Origin of the sequence: Herbaspirillum huttiense (assembly GCF_004367745.1) — a bacterium.
In the GTDB taxonomy this organism is placed as follows: Bacteria; Pseudomonadota; Gammaproteobacteria; order Burkholderiales; family Burkholderiaceae_D; genus Herbaspirillum; species Herbaspirillum huttiense.
The window spans coordinates 3607494-3622227 of sequence record NZ_CP037993.1; the positions used below are offsets into that span (position 1 = coordinate 3607494).

13 protein-coding genes and 2 tRNA genes are annotated in these 14734 nt (G+C 62.8%); 4 read left to right on the forward strand and 11 right to left on the reverse strand.

All coding sequences use genetic code 11. The features are described from left to right. The first annotated feature begins 98 nt into the window (after positions 1-98). Entirely contained in the window at positions 99-1157 is a 1059-nt protein-coding gene (locus tag E2K99_RS16205; RefSeq protein ID WP_134222879.1) for a permease, read from the forward strand. Positions 1158-1163: 6 nt separating this feature from the next. Here the strand turns inward: E2K99_RS16205 and mnmH are convergent, their stop codons facing one another. The 7 genes from mnmH to E2K99_RS16240 all read right to left on the reverse strand — a co-directional run bounded on the left by mnmH (position 1164) and on the right by E2K99_RS16240 (position 6142). Continuing rightward, the gene (mnmH, locus tag E2K99_RS16210) at positions 1164-2255 is read right to left on the reverse strand and encodes a tRNA 2-selenouridine(34) synthase MnmH (RefSeq protein WP_134222880.1); all 1092 of its coding nucleotides are present in this window, start codon (positions 2253-2255) and stop codon (positions 1164-1166) included. Continuing rightward, positions 2255-3289, reverse strand: coding sequence for a selenide, water dikinase SelD (gene selD / locus E2K99_RS16215; RefSeq protein WP_134222881.1), 1035 nt, complete (start codon positions 3287-3289; stop codon positions 2255-2257). Before selD ends, mnmH begins: the two co-directional genes overlap by 1 nt. Positions 3290-3379: 90 nt before the next feature. Further along, the gene (locus E2K99_RS16220) at positions 3380-3781 is read right to left on the reverse strand and encodes a hypothetical protein (RefSeq protein ID WP_134222882.1); all 402 of its coding nucleotides are present in this window, start codon (positions 3779-3781) and stop codon (positions 3380-3382) included. Then, a complete protein-coding gene (locus E2K99_RS16225; RefSeq protein WP_134222883.1) occupies positions 3768-4349 on the reverse strand; it encodes a nucleotidyltransferase domain-containing protein in 582 nt (193 codons plus the stop codon). The genes E2K99_RS16220 and E2K99_RS16225 overlap by 14 nt, the downstream gene beginning before the upstream one ends. A gap of 115 nt (positions 4350-4464) precedes the next feature. Then, positions 4465-4540, reverse strand: a tRNA-Asn gene (locus E2K99_RS16230). A 180-nt stretch (positions 4541-4720) separates the two neighbouring features. Continuing rightward, positions 4721-4796, reverse strand: a tRNA-Asn gene (locus E2K99_RS16235). A gap of 128 nt (positions 4797-4924) precedes the next feature. After that, positions 4925-6142, reverse strand: coding sequence for an amino acid aminotransferase (locus tag E2K99_RS16240; RefSeq protein ID WP_039784855.1), 1218 nt, complete (start codon positions 6140-6142; stop codon positions 4925-4927). A gap of 433 nt (positions 6143-6575) precedes the next feature. On the opposite strand from E2K99_RS16240, the gene uvrB reads away from it, so the two are divergent. After that, a complete protein-coding gene (gene uvrB / locus E2K99_RS16245; protein ID WP_134222884.1) occupies positions 6576-8657 on the forward strand; it encodes an excinuclease ABC subunit UvrB in 2082 nt (693 codons plus the stop codon). A gap of 76 nt (positions 8658-8733) precedes the next feature. After that, on the forward strand, positions 8734-9531 hold the full coding sequence (locus E2K99_RS16250; RefSeq protein ID WP_134222885.1) for a uracil-DNA glycosylase family protein: 798 nt from the start codon (positions 8734-8736) through the stop codon (positions 9529-9531). A 24-nt stretch (positions 9532-9555) separates the two neighbouring features. On the opposite strand, the gene E2K99_RS16255 is transcribed toward E2K99_RS16250, so the two are convergent. Further along, complete coding sequence (locus E2K99_RS16255; protein ID WP_134222886.1) at positions 9556-11571, reverse strand: methyl-accepting chemotaxis protein; 2016 nt, start codon at positions 11569-11571, stop codon at positions 9556-9558. Positions 11572-12033: 462 nt separating this feature from the next. Further along, positions 12034-12288 (reverse strand): hypothetical protein, encoded by a 255-nt coding sequence (locus E2K99_RS16260; protein WP_039785006.1) that lies wholly within the window; start codon positions 12286-12288, stop codon positions 12034-12036. A gap of 103 nt (positions 12289-12391) precedes the next feature. Here E2K99_RS16260 and E2K99_RS16265 point away from each other — a divergent pair, with 103 nt between their 5' ends. Continuing rightward, on the forward strand, positions 12392-13330 hold the full coding sequence (locus E2K99_RS16265; protein ID WP_034335739.1) for a LysR substrate-binding domain-containing protein: 939 nt from the start codon (positions 12392-12394) through the stop codon (positions 13328-13330). Positions 13331-13375: 45 nt separating this feature from the next. Here the strand turns inward: E2K99_RS16265 and E2K99_RS16270 are convergent, their stop codons facing one another. Together E2K99_RS16270 and E2K99_RS16275 are read right to left on the reverse strand one after the other, a co-directional pair. Beyond that, positions 13376-13693, reverse strand: coding sequence for a putative quinol monooxygenase (locus E2K99_RS16270; RefSeq protein WP_039784852.1), 318 nt, complete (start codon positions 13691-13693; stop codon positions 13376-13378). An 80-nt stretch (positions 13694-13773) separates the two neighbouring features. Continuing rightward, positions 13774-14706, reverse strand: a complete 933-nt coding sequence (locus tag E2K99_RS16275; RefSeq protein WP_134222887.1) for a metal ABC transporter substrate-binding protein — start codon at positions 14704-14706, stop codon at positions 13774-13776. Positions 14707-14734: the final 28 nt, after the last annotated feature.

Below are 14734 nucleotides of genomic sequence, written 5' to 3' on the forward strand. Positions count from 1 at the left end.
CTGACATGTCCTTCTGGCGCACTGACGAAGTGGCGCGCGGCAGGTATCATGCGCGCACTCTCCTGCTCTCCCACTATTCTTTACCACCAGATCTTCCCATGACCTCCTCATCCTCCGCCTCGCGCGGCTCTTCTGCCTGGCTCAAGCCGCTGCTGTTCATCCTGGTGGCGGCCATCGGCCTCTACTATGTGAAGTGGTCGCCCTACTACCTGAAATCCTTCGTGGCCGCCGACAAGCACAGCATTGGTGGCTCCATCCTGGCTAATGCGCCAACCGCTCCGTGGTCGGCTGCGCTGGAATATGCCACCGTCTACTTCCTGGCCATCTGGAAAGCCGCCGTGCTGGGTGTGCTGCTGGGTTCGCTGGTGCAGGTACTGGTGCCGCGCGACTGGCTGCTGCGGGTGTTCGGCCGCGCCGGCCTCGGCTCGACCCTGCGTGGCGGCCTGTTCGCCCTGCCCGGCATGATGTGCAGCTGCTGCGCCGCACCGGTGGTGGCGGGCATGCGCCGCCAGCAGGTGTCGGTGGGGGCCGCGCTGGCCTTCTGGATCGCCAACCCGGTGCTCAATCCGGCCACGCTGGTGTTCATGGGCTTCGTGCTGGGCTGGCATTTTGCCGCGCTGCGTCTGGTGGCCGGCGTGTTGCTGGTAGTGGGTGTGTCGCTGATCGCGCAACGTGTGGCGCAGACCGAGACCCTGCCGCAGGCCGCCCTCGATGCGGTGGCCGCCGCCGAATATGAACCGATGGACGATGGCCGTCATTTCCTGGTCCGCTGGGGCAGCAAGCTGTGGCAACTGTTCTGGACCACGGCACCGGTCTACATCGTGGTGGTGCTGGCGCTGGGTGCGGCCCGGGTGTGGCTGTTCCCGCAGGTCGATGCCAGCATGGGCAACAGTCTGCTGTGGATCGTGGCGCTGGCGGTAGTGGGCACGCTCTTCGTGATTCCGACGGCCGCCGAGATCCCCATCGTGCAATCCATGCTTTCGCTGGGCATGGGCGTGGGGCCGGCCGTGGCGTTGCTGATGACCTTGCCCAGCATCAGCCTGCCGTCGCTGCTGATGCTGCGCAAATCCTTCACGCCGCGCGTGCTCACGACCGTCACCCTGCTGACCATGCTCATCGGCGTGGTCAGCGGGCTGGTGGCGGTGGTGCTGCTGTAAATTGATTCAGGGCCGATACTGGCGCAGGAAGCCGACCACCTCGGCCTGCTGTCCTGCGAACAGCAGGCGGGAGCGCTTGGACTCCCGCTGGAAGGCATAGATGGGATCGTAGTATTCCGCCAGCAAGGCATCGATCCAGGCCCGGTGCAGGTCGACCACGCCGTCTTGTTCCTGGCGCGCCAGCGCCGTTTCCATCATCTGCAGCAGGCGGCGGTAGCGCTGGTCGCCGAGGCGCTTGACCAGCTTGCCCAATGCAGCAAGCAGATGCGCGCGATAGCGTTCAAACCCGTGGCGCGGATCCAGCGCCACGTATTCCTCGCACAGGCCACTGACGTAATCGCGCAGGATGCGCTCCACGCGCCCTTCCCTGCTGTCTTCCAGCCACACCATGGGCAGGCTTTGCATGCGCTGGTGCAAGGCCAGCGGCAAGGCGCAGGCACCGATCAGGCGGCTCTCGTCTTCCAGCGCAAACCAGTGATGGCCCTGCGCTTGCAGTTTGATGAGGGCAATGGCCAGACGGTGTTCGAAATCGATGGGCGCAGGCTGCGGGCTGGCGCGCTTGCCGAAACTGGAGCCACGATGATTGGCGCAAGCCTCCAGGTCCAGCGCGTTGTCGAGCTGCAGCAGCACGTCGGTCTTGCCGCAGCCGGTCATGCCGCCCACCACCACGAAGGAACACTCGGCCAAGGCCTGGTCGATGGCTTCCATCAGAAAATGGCGCAGCGCCTTGTAGCCGCCGGCCACGCGCGGATAGGCGATGCCGGCTTCGCTCTTCAACCACTGCTGGGTGATCTGCGAGCGCAGGCCGCCGCGGAAGCAATACAGGCAGCCTTCCGGATGCGCTTTTGCGAACGCCGCCCAGGCCGCAATCCGTTCGTCCTTCACCGCTCCGCTGACCAGTTGATGACCCAGTTCGATGGCGGACTGCTGGCCCTGCTCCTTGTAGCGCAGGCCGACCTGATGACGCTCGCTGTCATTCATCAGCGGCAGGTTCACCGCAGTCGGAAAGGCACCCTTGCCGAACTCCACCGGTGCCCGGGCATCCAGCATGGGCGTATCGGTGAGGAACAGTTCGCGGCTGGGCTGCAGATCGGCCATCAAAGCACCTCTACGGCGTAACGCTGTCGTTCCACCAGTTCGCCGATGGGGGCCAGTTCCAGTCCGAGGGCGGCGGCGGTGGCCAGGAATTCCGGATTGGCTTCGGGCCGCACCGCCACCAGCAGGCCGCCGCTGGTCTGGGGATCGCACAGCAGATTCTTCTGGGCTTCGCTGAGCGGGCTGATCTTGCTGCCGTAGCTCTCGACATTGCGCCCGGTGCCGCCCGGCACGCAGCCTTCAGCCAGGTAGTAAGGCACACCCGGCAGGCTGGGTACCAGCGCGTGCTGGATGCGTGCGCTCACGCCGCTGCCTTCGCACATCTCCACCAGATGGCCCAGCAGGCCGAAGCCGGTGACATCGGTCATTGCGGCCACGCCCGCCAGCTTGCCGAAGCGGCTGCCGGGCTGGTTGAGCTGGCACATCCAGTCGCGCGCCGTGCCGACATCTTCAGGGCGCAGCTTGCCCTTCTTTTCTGCAGTGGTGAGGATGCCGATGCCCAGCGGCTTGGTGAGGTAGAGCAGGCAGCCGGCACTGGCGGTGTCGTTGCGCTTCATGTGGCGCTTCTCGACCACACCGGTCACGGCCAGGCCGAAGATGGGTTCCGGGGCATCGATGGAATGGCCGCCGGCCAGCGGGATGCCAGCCGCATCACAGGCGGCGCGGCCACCGCGCACGACTTCGCGCGCCACTTCCGGCGGCAGCACGTTGACCGGCCAGCCGAGGATGGCGATGGCCATGAGCGGATCGCCGCCCATGGCGTAGATGTCGCTGATGGCATTGGTGGCGGCGATGCGGCCGAAGTCGAAGGGATCATCGACGATGGGCATGAAGAAATCGGTGGTCGAGACCACGCCACGCTCTTCATCGATGGCATAGACCGCAGCGTCATCGCGGGAGGCATTGCCAACCCAGAGTTTGGGATCGAGATGCTGGGCACCGCTGCCGGCCAGAATGACTTCCAGCACCTGCGGCGAAATCTTGCAGCCGCAACCGGCGCCATGGCTGTATTGGGTCAGACGAATGGGGTCGCTCATGGGAAAGTCCTGGCTGGTCGGGGGATGCCGATTCTAGCAGCGATTGCGGCCCCAGGATGAGCCCAGGTCACTCCGAGGACAGCCGGGCAATCACAACAGGCGCTCCAGCACCTCAGCACAGCGAATCACTTGCTGGCCGAGATCTTCGGTTACCTCGTCACTGCCTTCGTATTCAAAGCCATTGCGAACATCGTGCGCGCGCGCGAGCAAGCGCCAGATGTCGGGGCCGACTTCCAGCGTATGAGGCAGGCACTGGAACACCACATAGCGGCTGACGGGCCGGAACCCATGACGCCGCAAGGCCGCCAGCGAGAAAGCATACGCCGCACTGTAGCCGAGCAGGAAGCGGCCGGATAAAGAAAGGCCTGGTGCCGATGCATCTTTGAGCCGATCCCTGCCGCTTTGGAGATGGGTATCGATTTCAGTCGCCGAAGGAGGCTCCGACTTCAGTTGACCCAATCTGAGGAGATTTTCAAGCTCATTGCGCCCCATCCTGTGCTCCGATCAATTCGATTTTCGGACCAGCCATCACGGAAACCAGAAAATGATTCCGTGCCGCGATCTTTTTCCGGAATTCAGCGGGACGATACACCGTCAGCGAAATCTTCCTGCCCAGTCTTGCCTCCAGCGCCACCAACTCAGGGTAGAGATCGGCACTGCCAAGGTCATCGGCCAGCACCAGCAAATCGATGTCACTGGCCGCCGTATCCAAGCCCTTGGCAACCGATCCATACAGGAAGGCGCGCTCTATGCGTTCCGAAAAAGGCAGAAGCATAGCTTTGATCGTATCGGCGACGCCAAAGGTCTTGCGAATAATGGCACTCAGTTCCGAAAAGATTGGAGAGTCGGGATTGGGCTTGTAGAGCAAGACGCGCCCCACCTCCTCCCGCAGCAACAGGCCGGCTTCGGTCAACTTGCCCAGTTCGCGCTGAGCCGATGCCGAACTGATGCCGGTGCTGTTCATCAGTGCGCGCAAGTGCATGCCCTCCGGCCGCAGGAACAGCTGACCGAGAATGGCTTGGGTGGATTTGGAGAACAGGGCGTCGCCGAGAGTGCTCATGCGCTCAATTCTAGCTCAATTGAGCTAAATTTGAGCACAAGCAAGCAGAGGCGATGTCCGCAGGAGCGGCAAAAACAAAAAAGCCCCGCAAGAAACTTGCGAGGCTTTCGTATTCTGGCTCCCCGACCTGGACTCGAACCAGGGACCTGCGGATTAACAGTCCGTCGCTCTACCGACTGAGCTATCAGGGATCAATTGAGGGCGCGATTATGAACGATTTTTTTCAGATTTACCAGAGTGTAAAACGAAAATTTTTTACATCGTTCTGCATCGTGGCGGCATAGCCCTGCCGCCCTTCGTACGAGACCAAAACACCAGCCTCACACTAATTGAAAAGGCCCCGCAACTGCTTGCGAGGCCTTCGCATTCTTTGGCTCCCCGACCTGGACTCGAACCAGGGACCTGCGGATTAACAGTCCGTCGCTCTACCGACTGAGCTATCAGGGAACAGCTGAGAAAAAGATTATGACGCGATTTTTACTTCATGTCAAAACTTTTTTCAGGGAAAGGCGCATTTTTTCATAGGAGAAAACGCCCTGCGCGACCCCCTCCGAAAACGGGGCCGCTCCTGCCAATTACAGTACCTTGGCGATGGCGTCGACCACCACGTCGATGTTCTTGGTGTTGAGCGCAGCCACGCAAATGCGGCCGGTGTCGACGGCGTAGATGGAGAACTCGTTGCGCAGGCGATCCACCTGGGCCTTGGTCAGGCCCGAGTAGGAGAACATGCCGCGTTGCTTGATGACGAAGTCGAAGTCATGGCCCGGGGCCTTTTCCTTCAGCTTGGCCACCAGCAGCTGGCGCATTTCGCGGATGCGCACGCGCATCTCGGCCAGTTCGTCTTCCCACAGCTTGCGCAGTTCGGGCGACGCCAGGGCGGTCGCGACCACCTGGCCACCGTGGATCGGCGGGTTGGAGTAGTTGGTGCGCACCACGCGCTTCAGTTGCGACAGCACGCGCGCTGCTTCCTCGGCGCTGGCGGCAGCGATCGACAGTGCGCCGACGCGTTCGCCATACAGCGAGAAGGACTTGGAGAAGGAATTCGACACGAACAGCGGGCCGCCGGCTTCAGCAAAGCGGCGCACCACCTGGCCGTCTTCGGCGATGCCGTCGCCAAAGCCCTGGTAAGCCATGTCCAGGAAGGGGATCAGGCCGCGCGAAGTCACCACTTCAATGACTTGCGTCCACTGGTCGTCGGTCAGGTCGGCACCGGTCGGGTTGTGGCAGCAGGCGTGCAGCAGCACGACCGAGCCGGCGCTCATGGTCTTCAAGGCGTCCAGCATGCCGGCGAAGTTCACGCCACGGGTAGACGGATCGTAGTACGGATAGGCGTTGACCTTGAAGCCGGCCATCTCGAACAGGGCGCGGTGGTTTTCCCAGCTCGGATCGCTGATCCAGACTTCGGTACCGGCAGGCGAGAAGTGCTTCAGGAAGTCGGCACCCAGCTTCAGGGCACCGGTGCCGCCCAGGGCTTGCACGGTGATCGCACGCTTCTCGGTCACCACGGCGCTGCCTGCGCCGAAGACCAGCTCCTGCACGGCGCGGTCATAGGTGGCCAGGCCGTCGATGGGCAGGTAGGTACGCGGGGCCAGCTTGGCCGCCAGTTCCGCCTCGGCTTTCTTCACGCATTCCAGCAGGGGGACCTTGCCGTTGTCGTCGTAGTACACGCCCACGCCCAGATTGGTCTTGGCCGGGTTCTGGTCGGCGTTGTAGGCTTCGGTCACGCCCAGGATGGGGTCGCGCGGCGCCATTTCGATGGCGGAAAACAGGGAGGCGGAGACAGGTGCGTTCATCGTGATAACATGAAAAGTTAGCTGCAACAAAGCGCTGCAGAAGGAAATGGGTGCACAGGGAGAGATTCGGATGTGCACCTTTTTGCAACACTGCATTCTAACAAATGTGGATGGCCAATCACAGACACAGACAGGCCCAATTGCCTGCTGAATCTGCATGACACCATGTTCTATCGACATAACCCCGATCTGCACCCACCCCGCGCCAGGCCGTCAGGCCCAGTGGATGAGCTGGCTCCTGACGCGGCTTTGCGTCCGGTTTTGCCGGCTGCGGAGGCGCAGATTGTGTCTTGAACTTCAGCATCCCGGCAGCATTTGATGAATATTCACGCCTCCACCTTGCCTGTGTGCAATACCCCGCTTGCGGGCGTTGCCGGTTCTTCCTGCACCGTGGCGGCACACCGGAACCCGCGCGACAAAGGCAACCCAGACCATGGCTGAACTGACCCCCATCAATACCGAGCTGGACGAGAGCAAGTTCGTCACCTTCCCCGACTCGCCCTTCAAGCTCTACCAGGTGTTCCCCCCGGCGGGCGACCAGCCGGCGGCCATCGACAAGCTGGTCGAAGGCGTGCATGACGGCCTGTTCTACCAGACCTTGCTGGGCGTGACCGGCTCGGGCAAGACCTACACCATGGCCAACACGATTGCCCGCCTGGGCCGCCCGGCCATCGTGTTCGCTCCCAACAAGACGCTGGCGGCGCAGCTCTACAGCGAATTCCGAGAATTCTTCCCGCACAATGCGGTGGAATACTTCGTCAGCTACTACGATTATTACCAGCCGGAAGCCTACGTTCCCCAGCGCGACCTGTTCATCGAGAAGGATTCCTCGATCAACGAGCACATCGAGCAGATGCGCCTGTCCTGCACCAAGTCGCTGATGGAACGGCGCGACGTGGTGATCGTGGCGACCGTCTCGGCCATCTACGGTATCGGTAATCCGAACGAATACCACCAGATGATCCTGACCCTGCGCGCCAAGGACAAGGTCTCGCAGCGCGACGTCATCGCCCGCCTGATCCAGATGCAGTACACCCGCAACGAAGTGGATTTCGGCCGCGGCACCTTCCGCGTGCGCGGCGACACCATCGACGTCTTCCCGGCCGAACACGCCGAGCTGGCCGTGCGCATCGAGACCTTCGACGACGAGATCGACAGCCTGCAACTGTTCGACCCGCTGACCGGCCGGGTGCGCCAGAAGATCCCTCGCTTCACCATCTATCCCGGTTCGCACTACGTGACGCCGCGTTCGACCGTGCTGCGCGCCATCGAGACCATCAAGGAAGAACTGGCCGAGCGCCTGGAATTCTTCCGCAAGGAAAACAAGCTCATCGAAGAACAGCGACTGGAACAGCGCACCCGCTTCGACATCGAGATGATGACCGAGATCGGGTTCACCAAGGGCATCGAGAACTACTCGCGCCATCTGTCCGGCGCCAAGCCGGGCGACCCGCCGCCGACGCTGGTGGATTACCTGCCCAAGGACGCCGTCATGTTCCTGGACGAATCGCACGTGCTGATCGGCCAGTTGAACGGCATGTACAACGGCGACCGTGCGCGCAAGGTGAACCTGGTGGACTACGGTTTCCGCCTGCCCTCGGCGCTGGACAACCGGCCGCTGAAGTTCGACGAGTTCGAGAAGAAGATGCGCCAGACCATCTTCGTCTCGGCCACGCCCGCGGACTATGAAAACACCCACGCCGACCAGGTGGTGGAACAGGTGGTGCGCCCGACCGGCCTGGTGGACCCCGTCATCGCCGTGCGTCCGGCCACCACGCAGGTGGATGACCTGATGCAGGAAATCAACGACCGCATCGCCAAGGACGAGCGCGTGCTGGTGACTACGCTCACCAAGCGCATGGCCGAGCAACTGACCGAATTCCTCTCCGACAACGGCATCAAGGTGCGCTACCTGCACAGCGACATCGATACGGTCGAACGCGTGGAAATCATCCGCGACCTGCGCCTGGGTACCTTCGATGTAGTGGTCGGCATCAACTTGCTGCGCGAGGGCCTGGACATTCCCGAAGTCTCGCTGGTGGCGATCCTGGATGCGGACAAGGAAGGCTTCCTGCGTTCCGAGCGCAGCCTGATCCAGACCATCGGCCGCGCCGCCCGCAACCTCAACGGCATGGCCATCCTGTATGGCGATGTGGTGACCGATTCCATGCACAAGGCCATCGGCGAAACCGAGCGCCGCCGGGCCAAGCAGTTGGCCTTCAATGCCGCCAATGGCATCGTGCCGACCGGCATCAAGAAGGAAATCCGCGAACTGATCGACGGCATCTTCAACCCGGCCCAGGCACGCACCGAAATGATGGTGGCCGAGGAGAAGCGCAACTACGAATCCATGAGCGAGAAGCAGATCAGCAAGGAGATCAAGCGCCTGGAGAAGCAGATGCAGGAACACGCCAAGAACCTGGAGTTCGAAAAGGCCGCCGCAGCGCGCGACCAGTTGCAGTTGCTCAAGCAGCAGCTCTTCGGTGCATCGGGCAGCGATTCGGCGGTCGCCTGATCCTGCGGGGAGGCCGGCCGGGCGGTATACAATGCCGCCACTTCATTCATACGGCCGTGCCTCCCCTTCATTTTCCATGTCTTCCGTTTCCACCCTCCCTGCCCCCCTGTCGGACCTGATCCAAACCGCCCATCCCTCCTGGCGTGCCGCCCTGCGCGCCGGGCTGGAGGCGATCCAGCAAGCCGATCCCGCTTATCTTTCCATTCTGGCGCAGGACGATTACCTGCCCACCGAAGGCCGGCTGTTCGCGGCCTTCACGCAGCCCATGGACCAGGTGCGCTACGTGCTGGTGGGCGAAGGCCCCTACCCGCGCGCGGCCAGCGCCACCGGCGTGTGCTTCATGGATGGTGCGGTGGGTTCGCTGTGGTCGGAAAAGGGCTTGTCCAAGCAGGTCAACCGGGCGACCTCGCTGCGCAATTTCATGAAGATGCTGCTGGTGGCCGAAGGCGCGCTGCATGCGGGCCAGACCAGTGGCGATGCGCTGGCCGGCATTGCGGCGCAGGCCCAGGCCGATGTGAAAGGCAGCATCCAGACCCTGGCCGACCTGCAGGACAACCTCACTGCGCAAGGCTTCCTGCTGCTCAATGCCAGCCTGGTGTTCCGCAGCCACGTCGCACCGGTGAAGGACGCCAAGGGATGGAAGCCCTTCTTTGAAACGGTATTGCGCGCGCTGGCCGAGCATGGCCAGGCACAGGGAAAAAACCTGCCCACGCTGGTGTTGTGGGGGAAGATCGCCGAGCAGCTGAGCGGCCTGCCGCTGGTAGCGCAATTCCCGCGCGCGGTGGCCGAGCATCCCTACAACCTCAGCTTCATCGAGCACAGCGGCATGCAGCAATTGTTTGCGCCCATGCAGCTGCTGAAGAAGCGGGCCTGAGGCGGCCCGCTTCCATTTCCTCGCTCAGAACTCTTCCCAGTCGTCGCCACCACCGCTCTTGGGCGGTGCTTTCGGTGCGGCCTTGGGCGCGGCAGGCGCAGCCGGTTCGGCCGGCAGCGCAGGCTTGCTGGCGGGCTTGGCCTTCAGCGGTGCCGGCTTGGGCGTGATGTTGACCGGTGCCGGACGGGCTGCTGCAGCCGGCGGCGGGGCTGCATGATGAACCGGCGGCGGCGTGATCGGTGCGGCCCCGCCGCTTTCATCCAGCTTGAAGCCCGCCACCACGGCAGCCAAGTGAGCCGCCTGTTCCTGCAGGGACTTGGCCGCTGCCGCTGCTTCCTCCACCAGCGCCGCGTTCTGCTGGGTCGCCTCATCCATCAGGGTCACGGCATTGCCCACTTCGGTGATGCCGGCACTCTGCTCCTGGCTGGCTGAACTGATCTCACCCACGATGTCTGTCACGCGGCGCACGCTGGAGACCACTTCATCCATGGTCGAACCGGCCTGGGCCACCAGCTGGCTGCCCGCTTCCACCTTCTGCACCGAGTCATCGATGAGCTGCTTGATCTCCTTGGCGGCCGTGGCCGAGCGCTGCGCGAGGGAACGCACTTCCGACGCCACCACCGCAAACCCGCGCCCCTGCTCACCAGCCCGCGCCGCTTCCACCGCGGCGTTCAAGGCCAGGATATTGGTCTGGAAGGCGATGCCATCGATGACGCTGATGATGTCGACGATCTTGCGGGAAGACTCATTGATGGAACTCATGGTGCTGACCACCTGGCCCACCACGGTGCCGCCATGCACCGCCACATCCGAGGCCGACACTGCCAGCTGGTTGGCCTGGCGGGCGTTATCGGCGTTTTGCTTCACGGTGGAGGTGAGTTCTTCCATCGCCGAGGCGGTCTCTTCCAGGGAACCGGCCTGCTGCTCGGTGCGGGCGGACAGGTCCATGTTGCCGCTGGCGATTTCGCTGGAAGAAACCTTCACAGACTCGCTGGCGCGCCGGATATCGAGCAAGGTGCGCGAGATCTTGTCGGCAAAGTGATTGAAGGCGCGGGAAATTTGCGCCAGTTCATCCTTGCCGCTGGTATCGAGCCGGCGCGTAAGATCGCCGTCACCTGACGCGATTTCTTCCATCGCATTGCGCACCACGCCCAGGCGGCGCAGCAGGCGCGTGATGGTGTAGCTCAGCAGCAGTGCCGCCGCAACGATGGCCACCACGGCCAGGATCACCGCCAGCGCCATCAGCGCACCAATCGCATGCGTGGCCTCGCGATAATCCAGCGCCACCACCAGCGACCAGTCGGTGTTGTCGATGGGTTGCGTGAAGAGCAGATACGACACCCCGCCGATGATGGCGCTGCCGCCCTGCTTCATGCCCGCCAGGGAGGCGGCGGAGAGATTCTGGTCCAGCGCCGACACCGGCTTCAAGGCCAGCTCCTTGTTGGGGTGGGTGATGATGAGGCCATCCTTGCCGACGATGAAGGCGAAGCTGGATGGCGTGGGCTTGATGCCGGCCACGGTGCGCACCACGTTGTCGAGTTGCACGTCCGAGCCCAGCACGGCCTGCAGGGTCCCCTTGTCGCTGACCGGCTCGGCGAAGGTCACGACCAGCTTGCCGGTGGTGGCGTCCACGTAGGGGGCAGTGAGTACCGGCTTGCCGGCATCGACCGCCTGCTTGTACCAGGGTCGCGCGGTCGGATCGTAGCCGGCCGGCATCGGGTGCAGGGCCAGCATGCGCTTGTCGGGATAGCCGATGTAGGCATCATCGAAGGAACCGGCCTCCTGGGCCGCCGCGACGATGGGCAGGACATCGCTTTGCTTCAGGGCCTGCTTCATGGCCCCGGTGATGATGCGCTTGCTGCGCACCCACTCGGTGATGTTGGCGGCGTAGCTTTCGGTGAGCTGGCGGGTCTGGGTGGAAATGCCCTCCAGCGTATCGCTGCGGACGGTGTAGATGTTGGCACCACTGAGAACGATCATGGCCACCGCCACGATCAGTACGCAAATGACGATCAGCCGGGCACGAAGTGAAGACAACATGGCGAACTCCCCTGTAAGAAGCAATGAAGCGGAACCTGCATGAACAGCAACATATTTCTTTTCCCCGCGATCAATATAGCAGTGGTCGGCTACCGGGCGATGTCATTTTTGTTAAGAGGAAAGTGTCCGGAGCGGGCAAGACGGCATGGCTTTTCAGGAAACACACGCGTAAACGACAAATCCCCGCAGCAGCGGGGATCGGGGGTGTTCAACGCAGCGTGCACCTGGCCATGTTGGGGGTGCTGTCGGCCATCAGGCCACCGTTGCGGGCAATACGGGTACTACGGAGATGCGTCGGGCAGGGTCTGCCTCTGTGGGCGACTGCTGGCTGCCTGCTGCGGCTCCGGGCATGCGGAGCCGGTCTCTTCTTCGTCGTTCTTCAGGCGCATTGGGCCTGGTCCTGCCGGGTACTGCGGTACTTCATTGCTGCGGGTGCTGCCATCAAGCTGGCCGCATCGGCATTCAGATCTGCGATTGCAGCTTCCAGACGGCGTGCAGGTGGCTGTGATCCAGCTGGCGCAGGCGCACTTCCATCTCGAAATGGTCGGTCACGCCTTCGAAGTAGGCGGCGTCATGCAGGTCGGTAGCATCGTTGCGCACGGGCTTCAGGGCGTGGGCGGCGATGACTTGCTGGACAGCAAACTTCACCAGCTCGACCAGGGAGCGCAAATTGTTAGAAAAACCGGCATCTTTTGCCAATATACTGACGTTGTTCACGATGAATTCCTTCTGTTTGACGTTTGGGTGATTGAAGAATAAGGTCGCCCCCGGCTTTTGCAAAGCAACATTTTCCGTCACCACTATAAGTTTTTCTTACAGCATGTCTTCATCCTTACCCCCGCTCAAGGCCCTCAAGGTGTTCGAAGCGGCAGTCCGGACGCGGAGTCTGACGCTGGCGGCCCATGAACTTTTCATCACCCATAGCGCGGTCAGCCAGCAGATCAAAACGCTGGAAGAGTATTTCGAACAACCGTTGTTTTTACGCCAGTCGCGTGGTGTGGAACCCACAGAAGCGGCTCTGGCCTTCTATGCCGAGGTCAAAGCCAGCCTGGACCGCATTGCCCTGGCGGCCGAACAGTTGTCCCTAGCCGGCAAGAGCCGCGTGGTGCGCCTGATCGCCGCGCCCTCGGTGGCCATGCGCTGGCTGATTCCGCGCCTGTCGCAGTTCCAGATTGACAACCCGCGGATCGAGGTGCGCGTCACCACGACCATGTCGGAGTATTTCGAGGATGTGAAGGATCCTTTCGACGTCATCATCTGGCGCAGCCCGCTGGAGCGCAGCGGCTACGACTGCGTGCGCTTCCTGGATGACGTGTCGGTACCGCTGGCCTCGCCGCACTTCCTGGAGACGCACCCGATCCGGGTCCCGCGCGATTTCGTGGAGGTACCGTTGATTCACCTCTCCAGCCGTTCAGCGGCCTGGTCGCAGTGGCTGGGCAAGGCCGGGGTGGCGGTACGGCGCAAGATGCCGGGGACGGTGTATGAACATTCCTTCCTGAGCCTGCAGGCGGCTGCTACTGATCAGGGGGTGGGCATGGGCACGCTGGCGCTGGTGGATGACGATCTGGCCGCAGGCCGGCTGGTGCGGCTGTTTCCGGAGATCGTGCTGCACGGGGAGGGTTACCACATGCTCTATCGCAGCAGCGCCGACACCAATCCGGCACTGAAGACTTTCATCACGTGGTTGAAGCAGATGGGCCAAGCGTCTTCGTTCGATCCGCAGCAGACCTGGCCGGCGGATTTTCCTGGCGAATACTGAGGGAGTCCGCCCCCGCGCCGGGCGCGGGGACAAACGCGGCGGGGATCAGTCCGCCGACTTGAGCACATGCACCTTGCGATCCGCGATCAGGTCCTTGGACTTCTCGCGATAGTCGGTCATGTGCGGCAGGGTGAAGTGCAGTTTCAGCGCTTCTTCGTCCTTCCACTTCTCGACGAAGGCAAAGGTATCCGGCCCCAGCGGCGCCTGGTTCGGGCCGAAGCCATCCACATCCACCACCAGTCCATATTCGATGCAACCTTCCTCGGCACGCACGGCGGCCAGGTTGGCACGGGCAATGGCCAACAGCGCTTCGCGCTGGCCGGGCTTGGCGGTGATGATGGCGACGACGGTAACGGTACTCATGCGGGAATTCTCCTATGCAAGGTGACAGGCGCCGCCAGGGCGACGGCGCGGGGCCACCAGCATACGCGATTTGTCGCGCCTCAGTTGAGACGGATCTTTTCCAGCAATTGCGTGATGTTGTAGCGCATCAGCGTGAGGTAGTCCGGTGCCGGACCATCCGGTTTCGACAATGCATCGGCGTACAGCTTGCCGCCCGGTGCCGTACCGGATTCGCGGGCGATCTGCTGCAGCAGCTTGGGGTTGCTCATGTTCTCGAAGAACAGGGCCTTGATCTTCTCGCTGCGGATCTGGCGGATCAGCGAAGCCACCTCGCGGGCGCTGGGTTCGCTGTCGGTAGACACGCCCTGCGCAGCCAGGAAGCGTACCTTGTAGCGCGCACCGAAGTATTCAAAGGCGTCATGCGAGGTGATGACCTTGCGCTTGGCATCCGGGATCTGGCTGAACTGGCGTGCAGCCCAGGCATCGAGGTCCTGCAGCTTGGCGACATAGGCCTCGCCATTCTTGCGGTAGACCTCGGCACCGGCCGGGTCCAGCTTGGCCAGGGCGGTGACGATGTTGCGGGTGTAGACGATCACGTTCTGCGGATCCTGCCAGGCGTGCGGGTCGTCCTTGCCGTGATGTTCATGTCCGGCACCGTGGGCGTGATCGTCTTCGTCCTCCCCCACGCGTTCGCGCGCCTTGATGCCGGCCGAAGCCACCACGATGGGGCCACGGTAATTGGCCGACTGCGCCAGGCGCTCCATCCAGCCTTCGAAACCGAGGCCATTGACCACGATCAATTTGGCACGCGAGACCGCCTTGATGTCATCCGGCGCGGGCTGGAAGACGTGCGCATCTTCATCCGGGCCGACCAGGGTGGAGACGGCGATGCGCTCGCCGCCGACATTGGCGACCACGTCGCCCAGGATGCTGAAGCTGGCCAGCACCGGAATGCGCTCGGCAGCGGCCGCCGGCAGGCTCGCCGCCACGGCCAGGGCCGCCAGCAGCGCAGAGAGAGGACGAAACAGTTTCATGAATACTCCGGAAAAAGAGAAGCAGAAG